Raw genomic sequence first — 22,677 nt, 5'->3', positions numbered from 1 at the left:
TATCAGGCTGCCACGCGGCTTTAACGTTCGCTTTCGCGGAACTTACGTACGGCTTTATCTAGTGCACCATTAACAAACTTATGGCTGTCTTCAGCACCGAACACTTTTGCCAGTTCAATGGCTTCATTGATAATTACCCGATACGGCACATCCATTCGCTCTACCATTTCATAAGTAGCCACACGAATAATGGCTTTTTCGATAGGATCAAGCTCTTCGGGTAAACGGCCTAAGTAGGGTTTAATTGCGGCATCCAGCCTTGAAGCATCATGGGCAACACCACGCAACAGCGCCTGAAAATAAACCATATCGACCTGATGCATATTGTTACTGGTGGCCAGTGTAAGCTCTACCTGAGCAATATCATTTTTGCTCATCTGCCAGGAATATATTCCTTGCACGGCGAGTTCACGGGCTTTGCGTCTTGCTGAAACTTTCACAAAAAATCCTTAATTAAAGGCTATCCAGAGCACTAACTACATTAACCATTTCAAGCGCACCAAGGGCAGCTTCTGCACCTTTATTTCCGGCTTTGGTTCCTGAACGCTCGATGGCTTGTTCGATTGAATCGGTAGTGATTACACCAAATGCCACAGGGATATTAAACTCTAATGAGACCTGGGCCAGACCCTTGTTGCATTCGCCTGCAACAAAATCAAAATGTGGCGTGCCGCCACGAATCACCGCACCTAAAGCGATAATTGCATCGAACTGACCTTTCTCAGCGATTTTTTTCGCCGCTACCGGAAGCTCATAGGCACCTGGAACACGAACCAACGTAATATCGCTGTCGCTCACTTCGCCGTGACGCTCCAAAGTATCCAGCGCCCCTTCAAGTAAGCTTTCAACAACAAAGCTATTGAATCGAGAAACAACTATTGCAAACTTTTTACCTGTGGCGCGGATATTACCTTCAATAACCTGCATGGTGTTCAACCCCTGAGAAAAAACGGCGCGTAGTATATCACAACTGCACGCAAACTAAATGGAATGATTGTACGGTTTGTGTTCGGGCGAAATGCTGCTGCGCTCTTTACGAATGAACGTATTCAACAACTTCCAGGCCATAACCTGACAACGCATGGTACTTAATGGGTTTACTTAACAGTCGCATTTTTTGTACACCCATCGATGCCAGTATTTGCGAACCCACACCGATGGTACGAGAAGAACCCTGCCACTCTTTGCCGGCTGGTTGTTGCCCCGCATCTTCTGCCTCAAAGCGTTTTATTTGACTGATAAGATCTTCTTCTTTACCCAATATCACCAACACACCGCCATGTTCGGCTATCTCCTGCATGCCTTCGGGAAGGGTTAAAGACCGGTTGATAGAGCGGGTAGAGCCCAGTAAGTCACTTAACGTATTGTGCAGATGTACTCGCACCAGCGTTGCAGAATCGTGTGATATCTCACCTTTTTTAAGTGCAAAATGTACCTGGTTGTCTATCACATCTTTAAATGTATGCAGCTCAAAGTCGCCATATTCGGTGGGCAAATGACACTGAGCTACTTTTTCTATGGTGGTTTCGTTTAGATTACGATATTCAATTAAATCGGCTATCGTGCCAATTTTCAAATTATGCTTTTCGGCGAACTTTTCTAACTGCGGACGACGCGCCATGGTGCCATCTTCGTTAAGAATTTCGACGATAACCGCCGCGGGCTCGCACCCGGCCAGCCTGGCTAAGTCAACGCCTGCTTCGGTATGACCCGCGCGGTTTAAGACCCCACCCTCTTTGGCAATAAGAGGAAAAATATGACCGGGCTGAACAATGTCCTCAGCACGGGCATTGGGGTTTGATGCAGCACGTACGGTAGCAGCCCTATCGGCCGCCGATATTCCGGTAGTCACACCTTCAGCGGCTTCAATTGACACGGTAAAATTAGTCGTAAATTGCGCCCCGTTTTTATCTACCATTAACGGCAGATTCAGGCGCTGACACCGCGCCTGAGTCATTGGCAAACACACCAGACCCCGGGCATGCGTCACCATGAAATTTATTGCTTCGGGCGTAATGTGTTCGGCGGCCATAATAATGTCGCCTTCATTCTCTCGATCTTCATCGTCCATCAGAATTACCATCTTGCCCTGACGGATATCTTCGATGATGTCTTTTGTATTGTTTAAGGCCATAAATATTCTTTTATAGGGTAAGTTATTTTCGTAAAAAGCCGTTTTCGGCCAAAAAGGCCATATCAATATTGCCGGCTTTAGGTTCTGCCGCCTGGTCGCCCAGCATTAACCGTTCAAGATAACGGGCTACCACATCAACTTCCAGATTTACCTGGGTGCCATTTTGATAAGTACCAATAACGGTTTCCTGAAGTGTGTGAGGAATAATCCACAGCATAAATTCGGCGCCGTTAACCTTATTTACGGTAAGGCTTACACCATCTACGGTAATACTGCCTTTATGGGCAATATAACGGGCAAGTTCAGCTGGGGCTTTTATCCAAATTTCCACATAATCTGCATGCTTATTTATTGCCGAAACCGCACCCACACCGTCAACGTGGCCTGAGACAATGTGGCCACCAAATCGATCGGTGGGACGCATGGCTTTTTCAAGATTAACAGATGAGCCATTGCCGTAATGTGCAAATCCGCTATAACGAATGGTTTCTGCCGATACATCGGCGCAGTAATAATCAGTGCCAAACTCGACCACCGTTAAACACACACCATTGGTAGAAATGCTATCGCCTAGCGCTACATCAGACATGTCTAACCGGCCTGCATCAACACGCAGGCGAATGTCTTCACCGCGCCGGTCTAGCTGACTTATCGTACCCAATGCCTGTACAATACCTGTAAACATAGTCTTGTTTTTTCCGTATTTAGAAAGCTTTAATCTGAAAGGTCTGCTTAAGATCCTGCCCCAGTTGGGTCTGTTCTACAAGCACCAGATCAATTGCCTGCGACAAATCACTAAAGTTCGGCAGAGAAACCATGCTTTTGCCGGTATTGCCTAAAAGCTTAGGTGCCTGATACACAATAAGTTCATCAACCTCGCCACTCATTAACAGCGCGCCAGCAAGATCTGGCCCCGCTTCCACCCAAACCTCGTTAAGATTGCGTGCGCCCAAAACCAGCATGAGCTCGTTCAGGTCGATGTGATTGTCTTTCGTGGCCACGGGTAACTGGCCCGGCTGAATGGGTAAACTATCGCCCACCACTTTTATGGTAGGGTGGCCGTCAGTAAACAGCTGTAAAGAGTGTGCAAGGGTGTTGTTGCGATCGATGACAACTCTCAGAGGCTGGCGTATATGAGGTAAAGGATACTGATCAATTTGGGCTTCTTCGGCCCGTACCAGCAAGCTGGGGTCGTCGGCTTGTGCTGTGCCCCAACCTGTTAAAACTGCACAGCTGGATGCACGATGACGCTGTACATCTTTTCGGGCCTGAGGCCCCGTAATCCATTTACTTGCACCATTGGCTAAAGCAATTTTACCATCCAGGCTTATCGCCAGCTTTACCGTGACATAAGGTTTTTGTACAACCATACGTTTGATAAAGCCACGATTAAGTTTGGCAGCTTCAGCCGCCAGAATATCGCAGCTCACCTCAATACCTGCTTGTTGCAATTTTGCAATACCGCGGCCACTTACCTGAGGGTTTGGGTCGGTCATCGCCACCACCACTCGCCGTACCCCTGCTTTGATTAGTGCATCTGCACACGGTGGAGTACGCCCATAATGACTGCAAGGTTCCAGGGTGACATAGGCTGTACTGTTTTTAGCCTTGGTTCCGGCCATTGCTAATGCATGGACTTCGGCGTGTTCGGTGCCAGCCTGAACATGATAGCCTTCGCCCACTTTATGGCGGTTTTCGTCCACCACAATACAGCCTACCCGGGGATTAGGCGAGGTTGTATATAATCCACGTCTGGCCAGGGCAATTGCCTGCGCCATCCAGTGATAGTCGTCAGCCAGTGATTCGGTAAAAGAGGTACAGGTATTCATATCAGGTCAGTCGCCCAGCCTCGCAATTTCTTCACCAAACTCGCGTATATCTTCAAATGAACGATATACCGAGGCAAAACGAACATAAGCGACTTTATCTAATTCTTTGAGCGCATTCATGATCAAGTTGCCCAGAAACTGACTGGACACCTCACGTTCACCCGTAGCTCGAAGCTGAGATTTGAGCGATAAAATGCATTGTTCAATTTTTTCAGTACTGACCGGGCGTTTTTCCAGCGCACGCTGCAGCCCGGCTCGTAGTTTGTCTTCATTGAAGGGTTCGCGTGAGCCATCACGCTTAATCACCCTTGGCATCACCAGTTCAGCACTTTCAAAGGTAGTAAAGCGTTCGTGGCAAACCAGACACTCACGGCGTCGCCGCACCTGTTGCCCTTCTGTGACCAGGCGAGAATCGATAACTTTGGTTTCCTGCTCTGAACAAAACGGGCAAAACATAGGTGGTCCTTATCATTGGTAGCGCTGCCCCAATGATAAGGAGTACAACGCCAGTAAAGCGATTACGCGTAAACCGGAAATTGTTTACACAATTCGGTAACTTCCTGCTTAACCCGCGCCGAAACACTCTCATCGGTCAGGTTATCCAGAATGTCACACATCCAGGTGGCTACCTGACGCGCTTGTTCCTCTTTAAAACCGCGGCGAGTAATAGCCGGACTTCCAATACGCAAACCACTGGTTACAAAGGGTGAACGCGGGTCGTTGGGAACCGAGTTTTTGTTTACGGTAATATTGGCGTTGCCCAAGGCCGCGTCAGCTTCTTTACCCGTGATATCTTTGTCGATAAGATCAAGCAAAAACAGATGGTTGTCAGTACCATTTGATACTATCTTGTAACCGCGGTCTTGCATAACCGAAACCATTGCTTTGGCGTTGGTCACAACCTGTTGCTGATATTCTTTAAATTCAGGCTGCAAGGCTTCTTTGAACGCCACCGCTTTAGCTGCAATGACATGACATAGCGGGCCGCCCTGCATCCCAGGAAATACCGCGCTGTTCAATTTCTTATAAATCGTTTCGTCGCCACAAGAAGACAAAATCAACCCACTACGCGGACCCGCCAGCGTTTTGTGAGTTGTGGTGGTCACCACATGGGCATGTGGCAGTGGATTAGGATAAACTCCGGCGGCAACCAAACCCGCTACGTGAGCCATATCCACTAGCAAGTAAGCGCCTACTTTATCGGCGATTTCGCGAAAACGTGCCCAGTCTACAATTCCTGAATAAGCAGAAAATCCACCAATGATCATTTTGGGTTTGTGCTCTTCAGCCAGTGCTTCAACCTGTGCATAATCAATCTCACCGGTTTCGTCACTTAATCCGTATTGCACAGCATTGTAGGTTTTTCCTGAAAAGTTAACATGGGAACCGTGGGTCAAATGGCCTCCATCAGACAGGCTCATGCCAAGTACGGTATCGCCCGCATCAATTAACGCCATAAATGCAGCCGCGTTAGCCTGCGAACCTGAGTGTGGTTGCACATTTGCAAAGTCAGCGCCAAACAGCTCTTTAGCACGATCGATGGCTAATTGCTCAACAACATCAACATATTCACAGCCACCGTAATAGCGCTTGCCCGGGTAGCCTTCTGCGTATTTGTTGGTCAGCTGCGAGCCTTGTGCTTCCATTACACGCGGGCTGCAATAATTTTCAGAAGCAATCAGTTCAATATGGTGCTCCTGTCGGGTGGTTTCGTTAGCAATGGCTTCTGCCAGCTCTGGATCGAAATCCGCAATCGTCATCTCGCGAGGTAACATTAAGGCTCCTTAACAGCGTTAGAAATGGCAATAAAGTGAACGCATATTCTAGTCAATTTGTGCAGCATGTATACTGCTTTGTCTGAGATTCCTGAGAATCTCGTGTGGTACGATGTGTTGCTTATTTTTCGGCACTTTCCAGGGCGGCTTTTTCCAGCTTTTTAACCCGCTCAAACAAATTGCCAATTTGATTCAGACGCACTGTATTTTTGCGCCATACCAGATTTTTCATTGCAGGCTGACCCGACGAGTACAGCCCGGGTTCGGTAATATCCTGTACAATCATGGTATATCCGGTTACCTGGACATTATCGCAAATAGTGATGTGACCATTTATACCCACGCCTCCGCCTATCACCACATACTTACCAATATTCACTGACCCGGCTATGCCTGTGGCCCCACAAATACAAGAATGGTCGTCAATAATACAATTGTGTCCAACCTGAACCTGGTTATCAATAATGACATTTTTACCAATGACCGTATCTTCCATAGCGCCGCGATCAATACTACTGGAAGCACCAATTTGGCTATCATCGCCAATTTGCACTGACCCGGTTTGGGGAATAGGCAGCCACGTCCCTTTATCATTGGCATAGCCAAAGCCCGATGCCCCGATAACGCTCTGGCTGTGTATTGTAATACGCTCGCCAATAGCCACTTCATGATAAATGGTGACGTTAGGATACAAGGTGGTGTTGGCACCAATACGCGCATTTTTGCCGATAAAAGTATTGGCCCCCACCACTACGTTATCCCCTAACACTGCGCCAGCTTCAATAACAACATGATGTCCCAGACTTACATTGTCCCCCAACTGCGCGTCGTCAGCGATTTGCGCAGTGCTGGCAATGCCACTAGCTAACGTCGGAGTAGAATCAAACAATTGCGCGATACGGGCAAAGGCAGCATGAGGGTTGTCGTGAATCAGCGCCGGGCCTGGCGCATCGGCACTGGCTTTGGGATGCACAATTACCGCACCGGCGCGGGTGTCGGTCATTTGAGGCTTGTATTTAATATTGGTTAAAAATGAAATCTGGTTTTGAGTTGCTTTGGCCAGAGTACCTACCCCACTGATACGGACGGTATCGTCACCCTGAACAGTGGCGCCGGCATGACTGGCCAGTTCGGCCAGAGTGTATTGAGTTTGGTGGGTGGTCGTGGTCATACAATCCTCGGTTATTTAATCTCGCTCTATGGTTATTATGCTACTGCATAATTCACCTTACGTCGTCACTCGCTCCTAACTATTTGTAATTAATCATTGACACCTGTTGGTTTTTTACTCAGGAACAAACAAACACACCGACTTTACTAGTGAAAACTCTGCTAAAAGCTTTACAATAACCTCCTTTTTTCTGGGTAAGGACTTAGCATGGCACAGTACGTTTATTCTATGCATCGGGTGGGTAAGATTGTTCCTCCTAACCGATACATTCTTAAAGATATTTCATTGAGTTTTTTTCCCGGCGCCAAAATTGGTGTGCTGGGTTTAAATGGTGCGGGTAAATCCACTCTGTTACGTATTATGGCAGGCCTTGATACCGATATTGAAGGTGAAGCGCGTCCGCAGCCGGGCATCAATATTGGGTACTTACCGCAAGAGCCACAACTGGATGAAACCAAGGATGTTCGTGGCAATATCGAAGAAGCCGTAGCAGATGTTTCTCATGCGCTTACCCGGCTTGACGAAGTTTATGCTGCCTATGCTGAAGCCGACGCTGATTTTGATGCTCTGGCTAAAGAACAGGGTGAACTTGAAGCAATTATTCAGGCTAAAGACGGACACAATTTAGAAAACACCTTAGAGCGTGCCGCCGATGCGTTGCGTCTGCCGGCGTGGGATGCCGATGTAACAAAGCTATCAGGTGGTGAACGTCGCCGGGTAGCGCTATGTCGTTTACTTCTTGAAAAGCCTGACATGCTGTTATTAGACGAGCCAACCAACCACCTGGATGCCGAGTCTGTAGCCTGGCTAGAGCGCTTTTTGCATGACTACGAAGGAACGGTTGTCGCTATTACCCACGACAGATACTTTTTAGATAACGTGGCCGGCTGGATTCTGGAGCTGGATCGAGGCGAAGGTATTCCTTGGGAAGGGAACTATTCGTCATGGCTTGAGCAAAAAGAGCAGCGTCTTGACCAGGAAGAACGTACAGAAAATGCCCGTCAAAAATCAATCAGGCAAGAGCTTGAGTGGGTACGTTCAAATCCAAAAGGTCGCCATGCCAAGTCAAAAGCGCGAATGAACCGCTTCGAAGAGTTATCTACCAGCGATTATCAAAAACGTAACGAAACAAACGAACTGTTCATTCCACCAGGTGAACGTTTAGGCGATAAGGTTATTGACGTAGAGCACCTGCACAAAGCCTATGGCGAACGTGTATTGATTGATGATTTGACCTTTTCGGTGCCTAAAGGTGCCATAGTGGGTATTGTAGGGCCTAACGGTGCCGGTAAATCCACCCTGTTCAAAATGTTGACCGGGGCAGAACAGCCCGATGGCGGCAACATCGATTTAGGTGAAACCGTGCAACTTGCCAGTGTTGATCAGTTTCGTGATCATATGGATGAAAACAATACGGTGTACAAAGAAATTTCAGATGACCAGGATATAATCCGTATTGGTAACTTTGAAATTAACAGTCGGGCCTATTGCAGTCGCTTCAATTTTAAAGGCAATACTCAACAAAAGTTCATTAAGGACTTGTCGGGCGGTGAGCGCAACCGCGTACATTTGGCCAAGCTGCTAAAAGCCGGCGGAAACGTACTGTTGCTCGATGAGCCTACCAACGATTTAGATGTTGAAACCTTGCGGGCTCTTGAAAATGCCTTACTGGAATTTCCGGGTTGTGCCCTGGTTATCTCGCACGATCGCTGGTTTCTTGACCGCGTAGCCACCCATATTCTTGATTATCGCGATGAAGGCAGTATTAACTTCTTTGAAGGTAATTACACCGATTACGATACTTGGATGAAAGAAACCTATGGTCAGGATGCAGTTGAACCGCATCGCTTGAAATACAAGCGTATGACCAAAAAATAGTTGATGATAATACACATTACCCCCGAAATACCGGGGGTAATTTTTTGTGTTGTTACTATACTAAATACAAAAGTGCCGTCGGCCGTTGCCATTTATTTAGTTACTTGGCATGGTCGTAACACTATGAGCTAACTAAACCTGCGTTCGGGAGTAATCAATGTCAGACAAACGACAATATCAGCGTGTAAAGCTCAACATCCCTGGCATTTTGTCCCATGGTCACACTAATATTGGCGTGATGATTGAAGATGTCTCAATTCAGGGGTTACGGGTAAGCGCAGAAGAAGAAGCTCTAGCTACGTTGCCCTTTGACTCTCATCAGCCCTACCGAATTGCTTTTTTAACCGATGACAAAGCGCCGCTTATAGAAGCCTGGGTTGAACAGCTCTACCGACATACCGATCGACGTAAAACAGCCGTAGCAGTGGGATGTAAAGTTGATCATATTGATGTTGAGAGCCTAGCTGCCTTACGACAGCTCATTTTGCTCAACAGTGGCGACCCATCGATGTCTCAATACGACATTGATACGTTAACCAATGCTATTTATGGCAAGGCCTCCAACGCTTCACAAAGCTGACCTGCCGGCACTATCTCTATACCCTTAAGCTTATTTTTGGGTGCGTTTGCTTTTGGTACGATGGCACGTGTAAAGCCGTGTTTAGCGGCTTCGGCAATACGCTCAGAACCATTGGGAACGGGTCGTATCTCGCCTGCAAGTCCTACTTCACCAAAGACAATAAGATCGCGCGGTAATGCCCGGTTGCGAAAACTTGATACCATGGCCAGCAACAGCGCCAAATCGGCTGCGGTTTCACTCACCTTAACCCCGCCTACTACGTTTACAAATACGTCCTGGTCGTTCATTTGTACATTGCCGTGCCTATGCAATACCGCCAAAAGCATCGCCAGACGGTTTTGTTCTAAACCCACCGCAACTCGCCGCGGGTTCGCCATTTGTGAATAGTCCACCAGCGCCTGAATTTCTACCAGCAAAGGCCTTGTGCCCTCCCAGATAACCATAACCGAGGATCCTGGCGCCTGGTTTTCACCGCGGCTTAAAAAGATAGCAGAAGGGTTGTTTACCTCTTTAAGACCTTTTTCAGTCATGCCAAAAACCCCTAGCTCATTCACAGCGCCAAAACGGTTTTTATGACTACGCAAGGTGCGAAAACGCCCGTCGCTTTCTCCTTCAAGCATCATCGAGCAATCAATACAGTGCTCAAGCACTTTAGGCCCGGCCAGGTTGCCGTCTTTGGTAACATGACCTACCACAAACATAGCAATATGGTGCTGTTTGGCAAAGCGGGTTAAGTAAGCTGCACTTTCTCGTACCTGCGACACACTGCCGGGCGCCGACTGTACATCGGCCACATGCATCACCTGGATTGAATCAATAACCATAATTCGCGGAAGCTGAGTTAACGCTAGCTCACAGATGGTTTCTACGTTTGTTTCAGCAAGCATCATCAGTTTGTCATCGGGCAACGCCAGGCGATGGGCTCGCATGGCCACCTGTTGTAATGATTCTTCGCCGGTTACGTACAGCGCATTCTGTGTTTTCGCCATATTGCACATAACCTGCAACAGCAAGGTCGACTTGCCCGCTCCCGGTGAGCCGCCAATAAGCATCGCAGCCCCGGGAACTATCCCGCCTCCCAGAACGCGGTCTAACTCTTTAAAGCCTGAAGAAAAGCGGGGCAAGGCTTCCAAATCAATCGCGTTGAGCGTTTCTATTTTAGCCTGGGTTTGTCCGGCATAGCCGCTGGTAGCCTGCTTAACAGGGCTAGCCGCACTCACCACAAATTCAGTGATGCTGTTCCATTCTTTACATTCGGTGCACTGGCCTTGCCAGCGCGGAAACTGAGCACCACACTCAGCGCATACGTAGGCGGTTTTTCGTTTTGCCATAAACTATTTTCACTTCTGACATTTCAGGGTATTCTACACCGTTACCACCATGCCTGCATGCTGAACTCAGGTATCATAATAACAACTAATTTCAGAGTCTGGACGTGCTGCCGATAACCTTAATAGCCTGTCTGCTCAATATTATAATTATAATTGCCTATGAATGATGATTTGCGCCAGTACGCTGAGATAATTGATCAGCTAAAGCCCTACGTGGCCCGGCAAGATTTTAACCAAAAGCTCAACAGACTCACCGCGGGTCTTGCTAATGAACGTCGATTTTTGATTAAAATGGAGGTAAAACGTCTGGCCCGGCCGTGCTTGCGTTCAATTGATCTTCGTGGACATGTTAAGGGCAAATGTCAGTTGTATGAGTATGCTGGGACAAAACACTATCTTGACGATACGGCGATAAAAGAATTTAAAAAACAAATCGCGGTTTATGGCAACTTTACCTTTGGTGTTTACGAGTCGGTGATGGAAACCGAAAACAACTTTCGGGTAATGCGTGAAAAAGCCAGTGATTCCGCGAAAGGGAAAGTGCCGGCGTATCAGACGATGCCTATGGAACGCTACAATGTTCCGGTAGTAAACTTGCTTTCCTACGCCCAGCGCCAGCACGAGCGTATGAATTTTGCCGTCGCCGTAGAAGTGATGAACGACGCCGGATATCAATGGCGCGGCAACAGTATTGACATCTCGGCCGAAGGCTTGCAGGTCAAGCTTTCTCATGCCGCTAACATAACTACAGGCCAGACTATTGAGGTTTTCTTTCGGGGACTTGAAGAAGAATTCTCTCTGGACAAAAATCACGGTATTGCTTACAACGTTTTAAAAATCATTCATAAAAATGAATTTTTGTATCTAATGCTCAAGCGCAGCACTGATACGCCAAACACTCCTTTTGATGAGTTTTTAGAAAACTTTATTCACGGCAATAAGCGCCGTTATAAAGTCAATATGAACAACACCATCGAGGCGATTTTCAATAAAACGGTTGAGCAGTTTTTGTCGCCCCGAAGCCCTTCGCTGCCCATTTTCATTGCCTATGAAGACGGCAAACTTAGCCCTCGTTATGCAATGACCAATGAAGTTAACACAGACATACTGGAATATTGGTCAAACGAAGAAGACACCTTACAAGTCGGCTATCTGGTAAACTTTGCCCGGTTAGCAAAACTGGTTAAACTGCCCAAAAACGAACGTGAACTTTACGTTTTTGCATTTACTCATCTGCAAAATGAAAAAGTTTATTTTTACTCTGCCTCCATGCAGGAGCTGGATAAAAACGCTGCCCTGAAGTCCGTCTATCTGGGATTTGGGTCGCGCAAAGCAAGCTGGCGGGTATTCAAACTGACTATGACCGATATGTCACCGGGACAGGCGCATGCACCTTTGTCTATTCCTGATAATATCAGCAGTAAAGTAAAGCAGCAAAATCAGGCGCCCTCACCACGCCTGATGGCTCGGCTAAAAAGCTTACGCTTTATCGTACACATTACCGATATTACATCTGGAAGTGGTCAGCGTCATTACAGTGAATACAAGTTCAATCGCAGCAGCCTTTCGCATTTAAAAGTATTTGCACACCCCCGTAACCGCATACCCGCCCCCATAACCACTTACCGGTATCGTTATCATGATAAACGCATGGAAAAACGATACCTTATGCGCTCGCACCTGCTGTTATCGCTGTCGCAAACCGAAGCGCAGTGGCAAGGTGTCAGTGAGGATATTTCCGTTCGCGGTCTGCGAATTGAGCTCACCCATGAGTTTAGCGGTGAAATAGACTCCGTGGTTGAAGTAGGCTTTCCAGCCCTGCAGGCGTTAACCGAAAGCTATGATGTTATGCAGCTACGCTATAAAGTGATTAACATCAATGACGACAAAAATATCTTGCATCTAAAAGCTTTAGAAGGTGAGTTGGGCACATCGGCCAGAAACTTTTTTGAAAACCTCATTAAGAAGAACAAAGCCGCATTAAAAACGTATCCGGAAGAAGAAGACATTCCCGGTATGGGGCACGCTTTACGATGCATTAATGCGAAAAATATTCCTTCACTGGCCTTTGTTATGGCAAAAGACGGGGCTCGATATCTTCCTCAGTCGGCCATAATTAGTCGTCGGGATGAAAATGTAAATCGGATTGCAGCGCATTTTGCGGCCGACCGTGAATTAAATTTTGAGTTTATGTTTCGGGACCGCAATTTAGAAGCCCCATTTATTCAGCACGGTATAAAACAAATCAAAGTAGAGCAGCTGCCATTACGACAAGAGCTTTATATTTCCTTTGATCCCACCCGTAAAGAAAACAAACTCGCCATTATACCCCGCTTTGATACACGGTTTGTGCACGACGAAACCCGTATTAATTTTATTAACGATGCTATGGCCAGAGGTCAGTTTATTGCATTACATGTTTTGCTTACCACAACCGGCAAGCCAGATCGCGATATGTTACAGGCTGAAATGAATTACGTGAGTATGTACGCCATTCACAAAGCCCGCGAACTAGAAGACAAAATCTGGAACATAGCAGCCTGTGTTCACTTGGTAGACATTACCGATGAAGTGTTGGGACGTTATAATATTGAACCAGAACGTATTCGCCAAAACCGACTGTTTAATCAACAAAACGGAGCTAATTACAAGACGCTGACCCCGGCAGAATAGCTGCCGGTTATACCTCTAAAAAATACAGCAACGCATGTAAACCACTGTGCCGTATACTGACATCAGCGTGTTCTGTGACCGTAGGTTTTGCATGGCAAGCTACGCCTAATGAAGCGACCTGCATCATTGGGAGATCGTTAGCACCGTCTCCTGCTGCTACGGTCTGGCTAAGAGGAATATCGTAAGCGCTCGCAAGTCTGGCGATGGTTTGCGCTTTTGTTTCACCATTCACAATAGAGCCCGTCACCTGCCCGGTTAGCTTACCTTTATTGACCTCAAGAATATTTGCCAGGGTCTCATCTAAACCCAGGCGTTCACCCAAATAATCGGCAAAATAAGTAAACCCACCTGAAGCAATTGCCAGTCTCCAATTGCGCATTTTCAACTCTTTAATCAGTATCTGAATGCCTTGGGTTAGCGGTAAGCTATCGCGAATTTTTTCAAGCGCCGCTACTTCAACTCCTTTTAAACACGCCACCCGCTTAATAAGACTCGCGTCAAAATCAAGTTTGCCCTGCATCGCCTGAAGGGTAACTTCAGAAACTTCATCTTTACACCCTGCCAGGGCGGCAATCTCATCAATACATTCAATCTGTATAACCGTACTGTCCATATCCATGACCAGCAACCCTGCTTCTTTTAGTTTGGGTTGCTGCAACTGAATACCGGCTTCTAGTGCAAACTGCTCACAAGCCTGCGCTAAACGTACCCTCGCCTGCGCTTCATCGTTTAAGGTGACATTAGCGCGCAACACAGTTTCACCATATACATTACACAGCGAATGCCGCTGAATGCGGTGCAACGTTATACTCGTGCCTAACTGCATGAGTAAACCTTCAAGCTGATGGAAGTTGATTGCCTGGCCAAATACAGTCAGCACGGTATTGCCACCCTCATCAGCAGGCGTGAGGTGTTTTTTCCACTCCCCGTCACTGTAGTTCAGATAAGACCGGGTTTGAAAACTTTCTAAAAGAAACTGATGCGCATAGCGTTGATAGTCGGATATCGGTAGCACAGCCACACTCTTACCTGTTACTGTCAGCAAAAAAGTGCATACATCCTACCTTATGCTGATGTTTAGCGAAATAAACGTAATCGATAATTTTTACCGATAGCCTCACGAACTTGATACTATAACTTTATGATATTTATCTTTATCACCGTAGGTACCGATGAGACTTGAGGAGAGTCGGCGTAAGCAACATGAAATGCCAGAACGATTTTTTGCTGCACGTCGTTTGATTCATACCACAATAATGCTGCTGACCGCAGCCCTTGCGGTAATGGCGTGGCATAAATATCAGGAACAACAAACAGCTTGGCTGGCCCATGAGGTCAATCAACCCTCGGCCGTACTTGCTCGTCACTATGCCCGCTTATTAACCCAGCCTATGCAAACTGGTGATACGCAGACCATTGAGCAATCCATGGCTTTTATTACTCAGGAACCCGGGGTAATCAGCGCAAAAATATTTGATGCACAAGGTAAAGTGCTCTTTAGTAAACAACGTGAAACCGAGATTAGTTCACCGTATGACTGGCCTCCGGTGGTGCATGTTGCCGACATTGTTAACCGGGCAAAAAGTGTTGTTGGGTATGTACAAATTAACAATGATGCAGCACGTCAGTTAAAACGACCTTACGAATTAGCAGCCATGCGCTTTGAAAGCGCCATTATGCTGGCCATAATTGTTTTTATTGGCGGCGCTTACTGTGCGCGTATTTATTATCAGCTTCGGCCATGGTTGAGTAAAAAGCTGCATCAGCGCTCATCTTCTGACAAATAACCGATGATAATTATCGGTGGTTTGCTGGATAATTTGCTCAGGGCCGGTATCTAACAAAGACGCTAATGCGTTGGTAATATCAAGAAGTCGCTCGGGGGTATTGCGCTGACCCTGATAGCCTGCTACTGGCATGTCGGGTGAGTCGGTTTCTAAAACCAGGCTGCTTAATGGGACTGAGGCTAGGGCGCCGCGAGTTTTCGTGGCCCGGTCATAGGTGATTGTGCCACCGACCCCCAGTAAAAAACCTCGCTCAATGTATTTCTCTGCTTGTTGCTGGCTGCCTGAAAATGCATGGATAATACCGCCGCCTTCAAAGTTTTCCTGCTTAAGCGACGCGTGTAACAAATGATGCGTTTTGCGGTGGTGGAGAATCACCGGTAACTGATATTCTTTAGCCAGCTGTAGTTGCTGCGCAAAGATATATTGCTGCGTTTTCACAGGCGTAGACACCGTTGCATCCAGGCCAATCTCACCTATGGCCACTGCATCTTCATGCGCATCGTACAACCATGCATTGAGCGCATCCAGACTTTTGGTTTGCATTGATGTATCAAAGTACGGATGCAAACCAAAAGCGATATCAACCTGCGGGTAACGTTGCCGTAATACACTTTGGCGTTGCCAACCCTTTGGGGTAGTTCCCGGAACCAGAAACCGAACAACACCGGCTTTTTCGCTGCGCGCGATTACGTCGTCAACGTCATTCTTAAACGCGGGTAAGTCAAGATGACAATGACTGTCAATCATCACGGCATCAAACGTTGGGCGTCCCAGCTTTCGCCTGAACCGCGGGTATACTCAAACCGGTCATGCAGGCGATCTACTCCACCCTGCCAAAATTCAATCTGCGAAGGCTTAATCAAAAAACCGCCCCAAAAATCCGGGGCCGGCAGGGTATTATCGCTGTATTGCTCTTTTAATTGGGCAAAGCGCGTTAATAGTGTCTTTTTATCATCAATAGGCTGGCTTTGACGCGAAGCATAAGCAGCAAGTTGACTGTCGATGGGCCTGGAAAAAAAGTAAGCGGCGTTGTGCGTAGCCGATAACTTTTCTGCTACGCCGCGAACACTGACCTGACGTTCCATAAAAAACCAGGGGAAATGCAAAGAAACCCGCGCATTGCCACTCAGTTCGCGCGCTTTACGGCTACCGAAATTCGTGTAAAAGACAAACCCCTCGCGGGTAACCTCTTTTAACAGAACAATGCGCTGGGAAGGCTGACCCTGCTCGTTAACCGTAGCAACAGTCATTGCGGTAGGATCGGGTATCTTTGCTTCAATAGCATCATTAAGCCACGTATCGAACAATACCATGGGGTCGAGGGGTAATGCTTCTTTGGTGAGAGTCCCCATAGAGTATTGTCGACGCATATTTGAAATAGCCATTATTGTGCCCTTCTGCATACATTAATCGGCGACCACTACGTCGGATTATTAGTCCTCGCCGTAGCCTAATGAACGAAGCGCCCGCTCGTCATCGGCCCAGCCTTGTTTTACCTTAACCCACAGTTCTAAAAATACTTTGGTATCAAACAGGTTTTCCATGTCCATACGTGCCTGCTCACCAATGGTTTTAATATGTTTGCCACCTTTACCAATAACCATTCGCTTCTGAGTTTCACGCTCTACCAGAATAAGACCATTAATTCGGTAAACACCGTTGTCAGTCATCTTAAATTGTTCAATTTCTACCGTGGTAGAGTAAGGCAGCTCATCACCTGTATAACGCATCAGTTTTTCACGAATTATTTCAGCAGCCATAAAGCGACTGGAACGGTCGGTAATATAATCTTCGGGAAAGAAAAATTCGCTTTCGGGCAAGCTTTTTTGCACAAGCTCTCGCAAGGCGTCGACCTGTTTGCCTTGTTTAGCACTAACCGGAACAATATGTTCAAAATCAAATTGCGAAGATAGTTTTTGCAGATGCTCCATCAGGGCTTTTTTGTCCTGAACTTTATCTATTTTGTTCACTATCAAATAGACCGGCAACCCGGTTTGACGAACCTTGGTAAGTACCATTTCGTCATCATCGCTCCAGCGTGTGCCTTCTACCACCATCAAAATCAAGCCTACTTCGGCAAGTGAAGAAGATGCCGCGCGGTTCATGTAGCGATTAATCGCTCGTTTTTCTTCTTTGTGTAACCCGGGAGTATCGACGTAAATGGTTTGCGACTGCGCTTCGGTATCAATGCCTAGAATACGGTGGCGCGTGGTTTGCGGTTTACGCGACGTAATACTGACTTTTTGCCCTAAAAGACAATTAAGCAAGGTCGATTTCCCAACGTTGGGCCGGCCGACTATGGCAACTAGCCCGCAGCGGGTTTGTATATCATCGAGCTGCATTTTCTAACCTCTCAAGCATTAATTTAGCGGCCTTTTGTTCAGCTTTACGGCGGCTGTTTCCCGAGGCCGTTACCGGCTCACCTTCCTGAGAAATTTTACAGCTTATCTCAAAAGTTTGGTCATGATCTTTACCCGAGATATTAACAACTTCATAAATAGGTAAAGGTTGACGGCGTGATTGTAAAAACTCCTGTAACTGAGTTTTATTATCTTTAGGGTGCTCATGAGGATTCAACGCTTCAATACGCTGTGCCCATAGTTTCAGAATCACGTTACGTGTGGGCTCTAAACCCGCTTCCAGATAAATCGCCCCTAAAATAGCTTCAACGGCGTCGGCTAAAATAGAGCTACGACGATGACCGCCACTTTTGAGTTCGCCCTGCCCCAATCTCAGCAGTTCTCCCAGCTTTGCTTCTTTGGCAATCTCAGCCAATGTCTCACCCTTGACCAGGGTCGAACGCATTCGGGTTAGCTTGCCTTCTGGCACACTTTCAAACGTATTATACAAGGCCTCGGCAATCACCATCCCCAGTACCGCGTCTCCCAAAAACTCTAATCGTTCATTGTGAAGCTTAGCGGCGCTTCGATGGGTCAAAGCTTGCTCAAGTAAGGTTAAGTCTTCAAAACGATAGTTTAGTATGCGAGATAAATGCGCAAATTTATCAATACCCTGCATCAGTCAATGCCACCAATACGGTTAAAACGAATGCCGGTAGGAACCCACGCGGGGATCCAATCTTCCGGATTGCGCTCAAATTCAAAGCTTACCCATATTGCCACTGCTTTACCCACCAGATTGGCATCGGGTACAAAGCCCCAAAACCGACTATCGCGGCTATTGTCGCGATTGTCGCCCATCACAAAATACTCATTTTCGGGTACTAACCACTGCCCTGCCCGGCTACCTGGCTGAGCGTAATACCGGTGGGTCATATCTGCACGCATGGGGTGTCGAAGAATATCATGCCCCGTGGCATTGAGATCTTCGGTAAAGCGTAGCAACGGAGCCATGTTTTGAACAAACTCGCCACGGTTTTTAAATTCCAACGGAACCGGTTGCAACTTTGCACACCGCTGCGCATTGTCACCGGTACACTTGGGCTTAATAAATAACTGCTTGTCCTGATAAACGACAGTATCGCCCGGTAAACCCACTACCCGCTTGATATAATCAATATTCGGGTCTTCTGGATACTTAAAGACCACAATATCGCCACGCTCTGGTGCGCCTGTTTCTAAAAATTTGTGACGCACCACCGGATCTTTCAAACCGTAGGTGTATTTTTCGACCAGAATAAAGTCGCCCACTAATAATGTAGGCATCATAGAGCCCGACGGAATTTGAAACGGTTCATACAAAAACGAGCGTAATACCAGCACAAAAGCGATGACAGGAAATAACTGCTGTGAGGTATCGACCCAGTATGGCAGCTCTGAAGATTGTCCTTTTGCCGCCGCATCTTTGCGCTTAGGCGCCCAAAATAAAGCATCCAGCAACCATACCAGTCCTGTTACAACGGTAAGGATAACCAGCAATATAGAAAAGTAATTTGCCATTATTTACCTACCTTTAACACCGCCAAAAACGCATCCTGAGGTAGCTCTACATTGCCCACCTGCTTCATGCGTTTTTTTCCTTCTTTTTGTTTTTGAAGAAGCTTTTTCTTACGGCTGACATCGCCGCCATAACATTTAGCAATAACATTCTTACGCAATTGTTTAACGGTGCTTCGGGCAATAACGTGGTTGCCGATAGCGGCCTGAATGGCGATATCAAACATTTGTCTTGGAATCAGTTCACGCAGCTTATCGACTAATTCGCGGCCCCGGCTTTGACTGTTTTCTTTGTGCGTGATCACCGCCAGCGCATCAACCCGCTCGCCGTTGATCATAATGTCTACGCGGGCCATATCTGAGGCCACAAACTTTTTAAAGTTGTAATCAAGCGAGGCAAAACCGCGACTGGTTGATTTAAGACGGTCGAAGAAATCTAATACAACTTCAGCCATCGGAATTTCATAGGTCAATGCCACCTGGTTACCGTGGTATGCCATATTGGTCTGCATTCCGCGCTTTTCTACACACAGGGTTATAACATTACCCAGGTATTCCTGCGGAACCAGAATGTTGGCTTCGACAATAGGCTCGCGAATTTCTTCAATGTCATTAATAGGAGGAAGTTTAGCCGGGCTGTCTACTACTACCAGCTCACCTTTGGTATTGAGTACTTCATATATTACCGTTGGCGCGGTGGTGATAAGGTCCAGATCGTACTCACGTTCAAGACGCTCCTGAACAATCTCCATATGCAGCATACCCAGAAAACCAATTCTGAAACCAAAGCCCAGTGCCGCGGAACTTTCTGGCTCAAAAAATAATGAAGCGTCATTAAGACTCAATTTGGTCAGTGCATCCCGAAAGTCTTCGTAGTCATCAGAACTGACAGGGAAGACCCCTGCGTAAACCTGGGGTTTTACTTTCTTGAAGCCTTCGAGCATCTCTGTGGCCGGATTTTTAGCAGTGGTAATGGTATCGCCAACCGGCGCGCCCAAAATATCTTTGATGCCGGCAATGACATAACCTACTTCACCTGCGCGCAACACGCCGGTGTCTTTTTGCTTAGGCGTAAAAATACCAACTTTGTCAGCCTGATGCACCTGACCGTTAGACATAATCTGCAACTTATCTTTTACATGCATTTCGCCTTCAATAATTCTAACCAGCGAAACCACGCCCTGGTAGTTATCAAACCAGGAGTCTACGATTAATGCCTTTAGTGGCTTGTTACGGTCGCCTACCGGCGGCGGAATACGTTTTACTATCTCTTCAAGAACATCCTCGACACCAATACCGGTTTTCGCTGAACAACGAACGGCTTCTACAGCATCAATTCCTACTATATCTTCGATTTCTTCTGCCACACGATCAGGTTCAGCTTGGGGCAAATCGATTTTATTCAGAATCGGTACGACTTCTAAATCCATCTCAATGGCGGTATAACAATTTGCCAGGGTTTGTGCTTCAACACCCTGACCGGCATCTACCACCAGCAAGGCCCCTTCGCAGGCCTTTAACGAGCGTGAAACTTCATAAGAGAAATCGACGTGTCCTGGGGTGTCGATGAAGTTCAGCTGATAAGTTTCACCGTTTTTCGCAGTGTAATTTAATGTCACACTCTGAGCCTTGATAGTGATCCCGCGCTCACGCTCAAGGTCCATGGAATCCAGTACCTGCTCGGCCATCTCACGTTCGGTTAACCCCCCGCAAACCTGAATTAACCGATCTGAAAGCGTGGATTTACCATGGTCGATATGAGCAATAATACTAAAGTTACGAATGTGCGAATGTTGCATAATGCTGGAGGTTACCTGCAATAAGTCAAAACGTTATAAATACTTTGCCGTAGCAAAGACACAGAGGCGCTGTCATTTCATTGTATAAAACAAAGTCGGATAACAGCGTAAAGAGTGCGGATTTTACCTATTTCTGAACATAAAAGCGAATTAGTTCATCTGCAATGAATCAATGATTGATTCGGGTAGATTATTGCGCGGAAGGCTTTGCTACAGGGGCAGGTAAAATCGAAAGAATGACTGGACGAAAACGGCTTTTGTCTGCTTTTTTAAGGTGCCCGGAAATGCCCACAAATGCGGCCAGCGTAATAAGCATAGCACCTGCAACAACCAAAAGTTCGTGACTAAAGTTTACCCAGACCAAAAACTGAGTTAATCCCACCGAGGCAAAAATAAAAACCAGCAAAGGTACTAAATATAGCCATACCGAAGCGCTTAACAGACCTGTTTCAGGTATACCTACTTTAACGGTATCACCAATACGAACCGACATGGGGCTTTCAATAACTAAATGCTGTACCTTCGGGGCCATAGCTCGCGAAATAACCCCCGAACCACAATCAGACTGGGCCTGGCAGGTTGAACAAGTAGACTTAATGGCCGCCTCTACGGTTATACAATCGTCTTTTATGGCAACCACCCGTGCAGTCTCGGTGATCATTGTTTTTTATCCGTTAGCGAGATAGATTTTGCCATGGCGGTGGCGGTCTGCAGAGGAATTTCGCCCAATACGGTAATTTGTGCTGCGCCTCTGGTGAAGGTAAGAAATGTGCTTAAATCATGACGCAAGGCAAGATCGCTACCAATCGCTTGTTTCGCTGATTGCACATATATAGAAACATCCACCAGACCATCACTAAATAGCTTATGTTCTACTGCCTGCCCGGTGAGGGCTAATCGACGCACATTACCGCTTATCTCAACCATGCCCTGGGGCAGATAGCTGACTTGCCATTTGTGTTTATCAGAACGACTAAGATTGCCCGTGACCGATTGCGGTAAAGAAGACTGATTCACTTTAGAAAAATAGTCATGAGGGCCTTGAGTAATGTCCAGCGACGTTACCTGAATTTGCTCCAGAACATTACCCTGCAAATCTAACGTATTGAATTTAAGTAGCATACCGCTCGTCTCGTCAAGCCAAAGCTGATAAGAAAAACGGGTGTTATCGCGGCTGATAATGCGTAATTGTTGCGCAGTACGCCCCGATACCCGGGCCCGCCCCACAGCCACAAACTTATAGGCATCTTCGAGTTTTTTTGGCTGCTGCAACAACATAGCCGGAATTGGACCATGAATAGCACCGGAACGAACACTGTACGGCGGCACATCAGGCTCAAACACGCTAACCACGTCGTTAACCCTGATTTGCTCCTGTCCAGGACCATTTTGCAAATTTAGCTGCTCCATTTCAGTACCATCTTCCAGTACCGCATGGCGCCATAACCACGGAATGGTCTCCTGTCCCAGTTTTGACTGAACAAACGAAACCTGAAAGTTGGCAGAAGCCACCACGTGCGCCAGTTTGCTCAACCAGTCTGCTACATTTGAGGATGCCTTGATGTCTACAGCAGGGTCGCCCGGCGACGCACTGGCCTGACTATCTTTTGCCTGGGCGTCTTTTGCCTGGTTCGTGATGGGTTCAGAGACGGCCTGAGCCGCTTCAGCCTGGCTGGTAATCGAGGCAGCAGATACCACAATACTGCCCAATAGCCCCGCTGTACTGACTTGTCTGAAAATCGCATGGCTGCGACGATAAAAATTTATTTTAATAGCCGGTACATCCAGAGTTGTTAAATTCACACTGCTTACTCATCGGTACTT

At 47.0% G+C, this 22,677-nt stretch carries 22 protein-coding genes; 4 read left to right on the top strand and 18 right to left on the bottom strand.

What is annotated here, in order from left to right; translation table 11 throughout:
* Positions 1-20: 20 nt before the first annotated feature.
* The 8 genes from nusB to lpxD form a co-directional block, all read right to left on the bottom strand.
* On the bottom strand, positions 21-440 hold the full coding sequence (gene nusB / locus JK130_RS02845; RefSeq protein WP_218352694.1) for a transcription antitermination factor NusB: 420 nt from the start codon (positions 438-440) through the stop codon (positions 21-23).
* A 13-nt stretch (positions 441-453) separates the two neighbouring features.
* Positions 454-927, bottom strand: coding sequence for a 6,7-dimethyl-8-ribityllumazine synthase (gene ribH / locus JK130_RS02840; protein ID WP_218352693.1), 474 nt, complete (start codon positions 925-927; stop codon positions 454-456).
* 106 nt (positions 928-1,033) lie between these two features.
* Positions 1,034-2,134, bottom strand: a complete 1,101-nt coding sequence (ribBA, locus tag JK130_RS02835; protein ID WP_218352692.1) for a bifunctional 3,4-dihydroxy-2-butanone-4-phosphate synthase/GTP cyclohydrolase II — start codon at positions 2,132-2,134, stop codon at positions 1,034-1,036.
* Between the two features lie 22 nt (positions 2,135-2,156).
* Complete coding sequence (locus tag JK130_RS02830; protein WP_218352691.1) at positions 2,157-2,819, bottom strand: riboflavin synthase; 663 nt, start codon at positions 2,817-2,819, stop codon at positions 2,157-2,159.
* Positions 2,820-2,838: 19 nt separating this feature from the next.
* Positions 2,839-3,963 (bottom strand): bifunctional diaminohydroxyphosphoribosylaminopyrimidine deaminase/5-amino-6-(5-phosphoribosylamino)uracil reductase RibD, encoded by a 1,125-nt coding sequence (gene ribD / locus JK130_RS02825; RefSeq protein WP_218352690.1) that lies wholly within the window; start codon positions 3,961-3,963, stop codon positions 2,839-2,841.
* Between the two features lie 6 nt (positions 3,964-3,969).
* Positions 3,970-4,419 (bottom strand): transcriptional regulator NrdR, encoded by a 450-nt coding sequence (gene nrdR, locus JK130_RS02820; RefSeq protein ID WP_218352689.1) that lies wholly within the window; start codon positions 4,417-4,419, stop codon positions 3,970-3,972.
* Positions 4,420-4,481: 62 nt separating this feature from the next.
* A complete protein-coding gene (gene glyA, locus JK130_RS02815; RefSeq protein WP_218352688.1) occupies positions 4,482-5,738 on the bottom strand; it encodes a serine hydroxymethyltransferase in 1,257 nt (418 codons plus the stop codon).
* A gap of 121 nt (positions 5,739-5,859) precedes the next feature.
* Positions 5,860-6,909: a UDP-3-O-(3-hydroxymyristoyl)glucosamine N-acyltransferase gene (gene lpxD, locus JK130_RS02810; protein WP_218352687.1), complete on the bottom strand. Its 1,050-nt coding sequence runs from the start codon at positions 6,907-6,909 to the stop codon at positions 5,860-5,862.
* A gap of 207 nt (positions 6,910-7,116) precedes the next feature.
* Here lpxD and ettA point away from each other — a divergent pair, with 207 nt between their 5' ends.
* A complete protein-coding gene (gene ettA, locus JK130_RS02805) occupies positions 7,117-8,787 on the top strand; it encodes an energy-dependent translational throttle protein EttA (RefSeq protein ID WP_218352686.1) in 1,671 nt (556 codons plus the stop codon).
* A gap of 157 nt (positions 8,788-8,944) precedes the next feature.
* Positions 8,945-9,367, top strand: coding sequence for a PilZ domain-containing protein (locus JK130_RS02800; RefSeq protein ID WP_218352685.1), 423 nt, complete (start codon positions 8,945-8,947; stop codon positions 9,365-9,367).
* Here JK130_RS02800 and radA read toward each other — a convergent pair.
* A complete protein-coding gene (gene radA, locus JK130_RS02795) occupies positions 9,334-10,698 on the bottom strand; it encodes a DNA repair protein RadA (RefSeq protein WP_218352684.1) in 1,365 nt (454 codons plus the stop codon). The genes JK130_RS02800 and radA overlap by 34 nt on opposite strands.
* A gap of 159 nt (positions 10,699-10,857) precedes the next feature.
* Here radA and JK130_RS02790 point away from each other — a divergent pair, with 159 nt between their 5' ends.
* The gene (locus JK130_RS02790; RefSeq protein ID WP_218352683.1) at positions 10,858-13,371 is read left to right on the top strand and encodes a PilZ domain-containing protein; all 2,514 of its coding nucleotides are present in this window, start codon (positions 10,858-10,860) and stop codon (positions 13,369-13,371) included.
* Positions 13,372-13,378: 7 nt separating this feature from the next.
* Here JK130_RS02790 and serB read toward each other — a convergent pair whose 3' ends face one another.
* Positions 13,379-14,392, bottom strand: a complete 1,014-nt coding sequence (serB, locus tag JK130_RS02785) for a phosphoserine phosphatase SerB (protein ID WP_343210974.1) — start codon at positions 14,390-14,392, stop codon at positions 13,379-13,381.
* 151 nt (positions 14,393-14,543) lie between these two features.
* On the opposite strand from serB, the gene JK130_RS02780 reads away from it, so the two are divergent.
* Positions 14,544-15,158, top strand: coding sequence for a hypothetical protein (locus JK130_RS02780; protein WP_218352682.1), 615 nt, complete (start codon positions 14,544-14,546; stop codon positions 15,156-15,158).
* Here JK130_RS02780 and JK130_RS02775 read toward each other — a convergent pair.
* The 8 genes from JK130_RS02775 to JK130_RS02740 all read right to left on the bottom strand — a co-directional run bounded on the left by JK130_RS02775 (position 15,141) and on the right by JK130_RS02740 (position 22,656).
* Entirely contained in the window at positions 15,141-15,905 is a 765-nt protein-coding gene (locus JK130_RS02775; protein ID WP_218352681.1) for a TatD family hydrolase, read from the bottom strand. The genes JK130_RS02780 and JK130_RS02775 overlap by 18 nt on opposite strands.
* The gene (gene pdxH / locus JK130_RS02770; RefSeq protein ID WP_218352680.1) at positions 15,905-16,543 is read right to left on the bottom strand and encodes a pyridoxamine 5'-phosphate oxidase; all 639 of its coding nucleotides are present in this window, start codon (positions 16,541-16,543) and stop codon (positions 15,905-15,907) included. The genes JK130_RS02775 and pdxH overlap by 1 nt, the downstream gene beginning before the upstream one ends.
* Positions 16,544-16,591: 48 nt before the next feature.
* Entirely contained in the window at positions 16,592-17,500 is a 909-nt protein-coding gene (gene era / locus JK130_RS02765) for a GTPase Era (protein WP_218352679.1), read from the bottom strand.
* The gene (rnc, locus tag JK130_RS02760) at positions 17,487-18,176 is read right to left on the bottom strand and encodes a ribonuclease III (RefSeq protein WP_218352678.1); all 690 of its coding nucleotides are present in this window, start codon (positions 18,174-18,176) and stop codon (positions 17,487-17,489) included. The genes era and rnc overlap by 14 nt, the downstream gene beginning before the upstream one ends.
* Positions 18,176-19,057: a signal peptidase I gene (lepB, locus tag JK130_RS02755; RefSeq protein WP_218352677.1), complete on the bottom strand. Its 882-nt coding sequence runs from the start codon at positions 19,055-19,057 to the stop codon at positions 18,176-18,178. Before lepB ends, rnc begins: the two co-directional genes overlap by 1 nt.
* Complete coding sequence (gene lepA / locus JK130_RS02750; protein ID WP_218352676.1) at positions 19,057-20,853, bottom strand: translation elongation factor 4; 1,797 nt, start codon at positions 20,851-20,853, stop codon at positions 19,057-19,059. The genes lepB and lepA overlap by 1 nt, the downstream gene beginning before the upstream one ends.
* 190 nt (positions 20,854-21,043) lie before the next feature.
* Positions 21,044-21,514, bottom strand: coding sequence for a SoxR reducing system RseC family protein (locus JK130_RS02745; RefSeq protein ID WP_218352675.1), 471 nt, complete (start codon positions 21,512-21,514; stop codon positions 21,044-21,046).
* Entirely contained in the window at positions 21,511-22,656 is a 1,146-nt protein-coding gene (locus tag JK130_RS02740; RefSeq protein WP_343210973.1) for a MucB/RseB C-terminal domain-containing protein, read from the bottom strand. Before JK130_RS02740 ends, JK130_RS02745 begins: the two co-directional genes overlap by 4 nt.
* Positions 22,657-22,677: the final 21 nt, after the last annotated feature.

This window comes from Alteromonas lipotrueiana, from assembly GCF_019249245.1.
Taxonomy (GTDB): Bacteria; Pseudomonadota; Gammaproteobacteria; order Enterobacterales; family Alteromonadaceae; genus Alteromonas; species Alteromonas lipotrueiana.
Note: the sequence above shows the minus strand (reverse complement) of the source record. Positions and strands in the feature narration are given on the sequence as shown.

Excerpts from the sequence above, each read along its gene's own strand:
- JK130_RS02790 (WP_218352683.1), top strand. The coding sequence starts at position 10,858 with ATGAATGATGATTTGCGCCAGTACGCTGAGATAATTGATCAGCTAAAG.
- nrdR (WP_218352689.1), bottom strand. The coding sequence starts at position 4,419 with ATGTTTTGCCCGTTTTGTTCAGAGCAGGAAACCAAAGTTATCGATTCT.
- JK130_RS02745 (WP_218352675.1), bottom strand. The coding sequence starts at position 21,514 with ATGATCACCGAGACTGCACGGGTGGTTGCCATAAAAGACGATTGTATA.
- lpxD (WP_218352687.1), bottom strand. The coding sequence starts at position 6,909 with ATGACCACGACCACCCACCAAACTCAATACACTCTGGCCGAACTGGCC.
- ettA (WP_218352686.1), top strand. The coding sequence starts at position 7,117 with ATGGCACAGTACGTTTATTCTATGCATCGGGTGGGTAAGATTGTTCCT.
- lepA (WP_218352676.1), bottom strand. The coding sequence starts at position 20,853 with ATGCAACATTCGCACATTCGTAACTTTAGTATTATTGCTCATATCGAC.
- lepB (WP_218352677.1), bottom strand. The coding sequence starts at position 19,057 with ATGGCAAATTACTTTTCTATATTGCTGGTTATCCTTACCGTTGTAACA.
- glyA (WP_218352688.1), bottom strand. The coding sequence starts at position 5,738 with ATGTTACCTCGCGAGATGACGATTGCGGATTTCGATCCAGAGCTGGCA.
- era (WP_218352679.1), bottom strand. The coding sequence starts at position 17,500 with ATGCAGCTCGATGATATACAAACCCGCTGCGGGCTAGTTGCCATAGTC.
- ribD (WP_218352690.1), bottom strand. The coding sequence starts at position 3,963 with ATGAATACCTGTACCTCTTTTACCGAATCACTGGCTGACGACTATCAC.
- JK130_RS02830 (WP_218352691.1), bottom strand. The coding sequence starts at position 2,819 with ATGTTTACAGGTATTGTACAGGCATTGGGTACGATAAGTCAGCTAGAC.
- rnc (WP_218352678.1), bottom strand. The coding sequence starts at position 18,176 with ATGCAGGGTATTGATAAATTTGCGCATTTATCTCGCATACTAAACTAT.
- ribH (WP_218352693.1), bottom strand. The coding sequence starts at position 927 with ATGCAGGTTATTGAAGGTAATATCCGCGCCACAGGTAAAAAGTTTGCA.
- ribBA (WP_218352692.1), bottom strand. The coding sequence starts at position 2,134 with ATGGCCTTAAACAATACAAAAGACATCATCGAAGATATCCGTCAGGGC.
- JK130_RS02800 (WP_218352685.1), top strand. The coding sequence starts at position 8,945 with ATGTCAGACAAACGACAATATCAGCGTGTAAAGCTCAACATCCCTGGC.
- pdxH (WP_218352680.1), bottom strand. The coding sequence starts at position 16,543 with ATGGCTATTTCAAATATGCGTCGACAATACTCTATGGGGACTCTCACC.
- radA (WP_218352684.1), bottom strand. The coding sequence starts at position 10,698 with ATGGCAAAACGAAAAACCGCCTACGTATGCGCTGAGTGTGGTGCTCAG.
- JK130_RS02780 (WP_218352682.1), top strand. The coding sequence starts at position 14,544 with ATGAGACTTGAGGAGAGTCGGCGTAAGCAACATGAAATGCCAGAACGA.
- JK130_RS02775 (WP_218352681.1), bottom strand. The coding sequence starts at position 15,905 with ATGATTGACAGTCATTGTCATCTTGACTTACCCGCGTTTAAGAATGAC.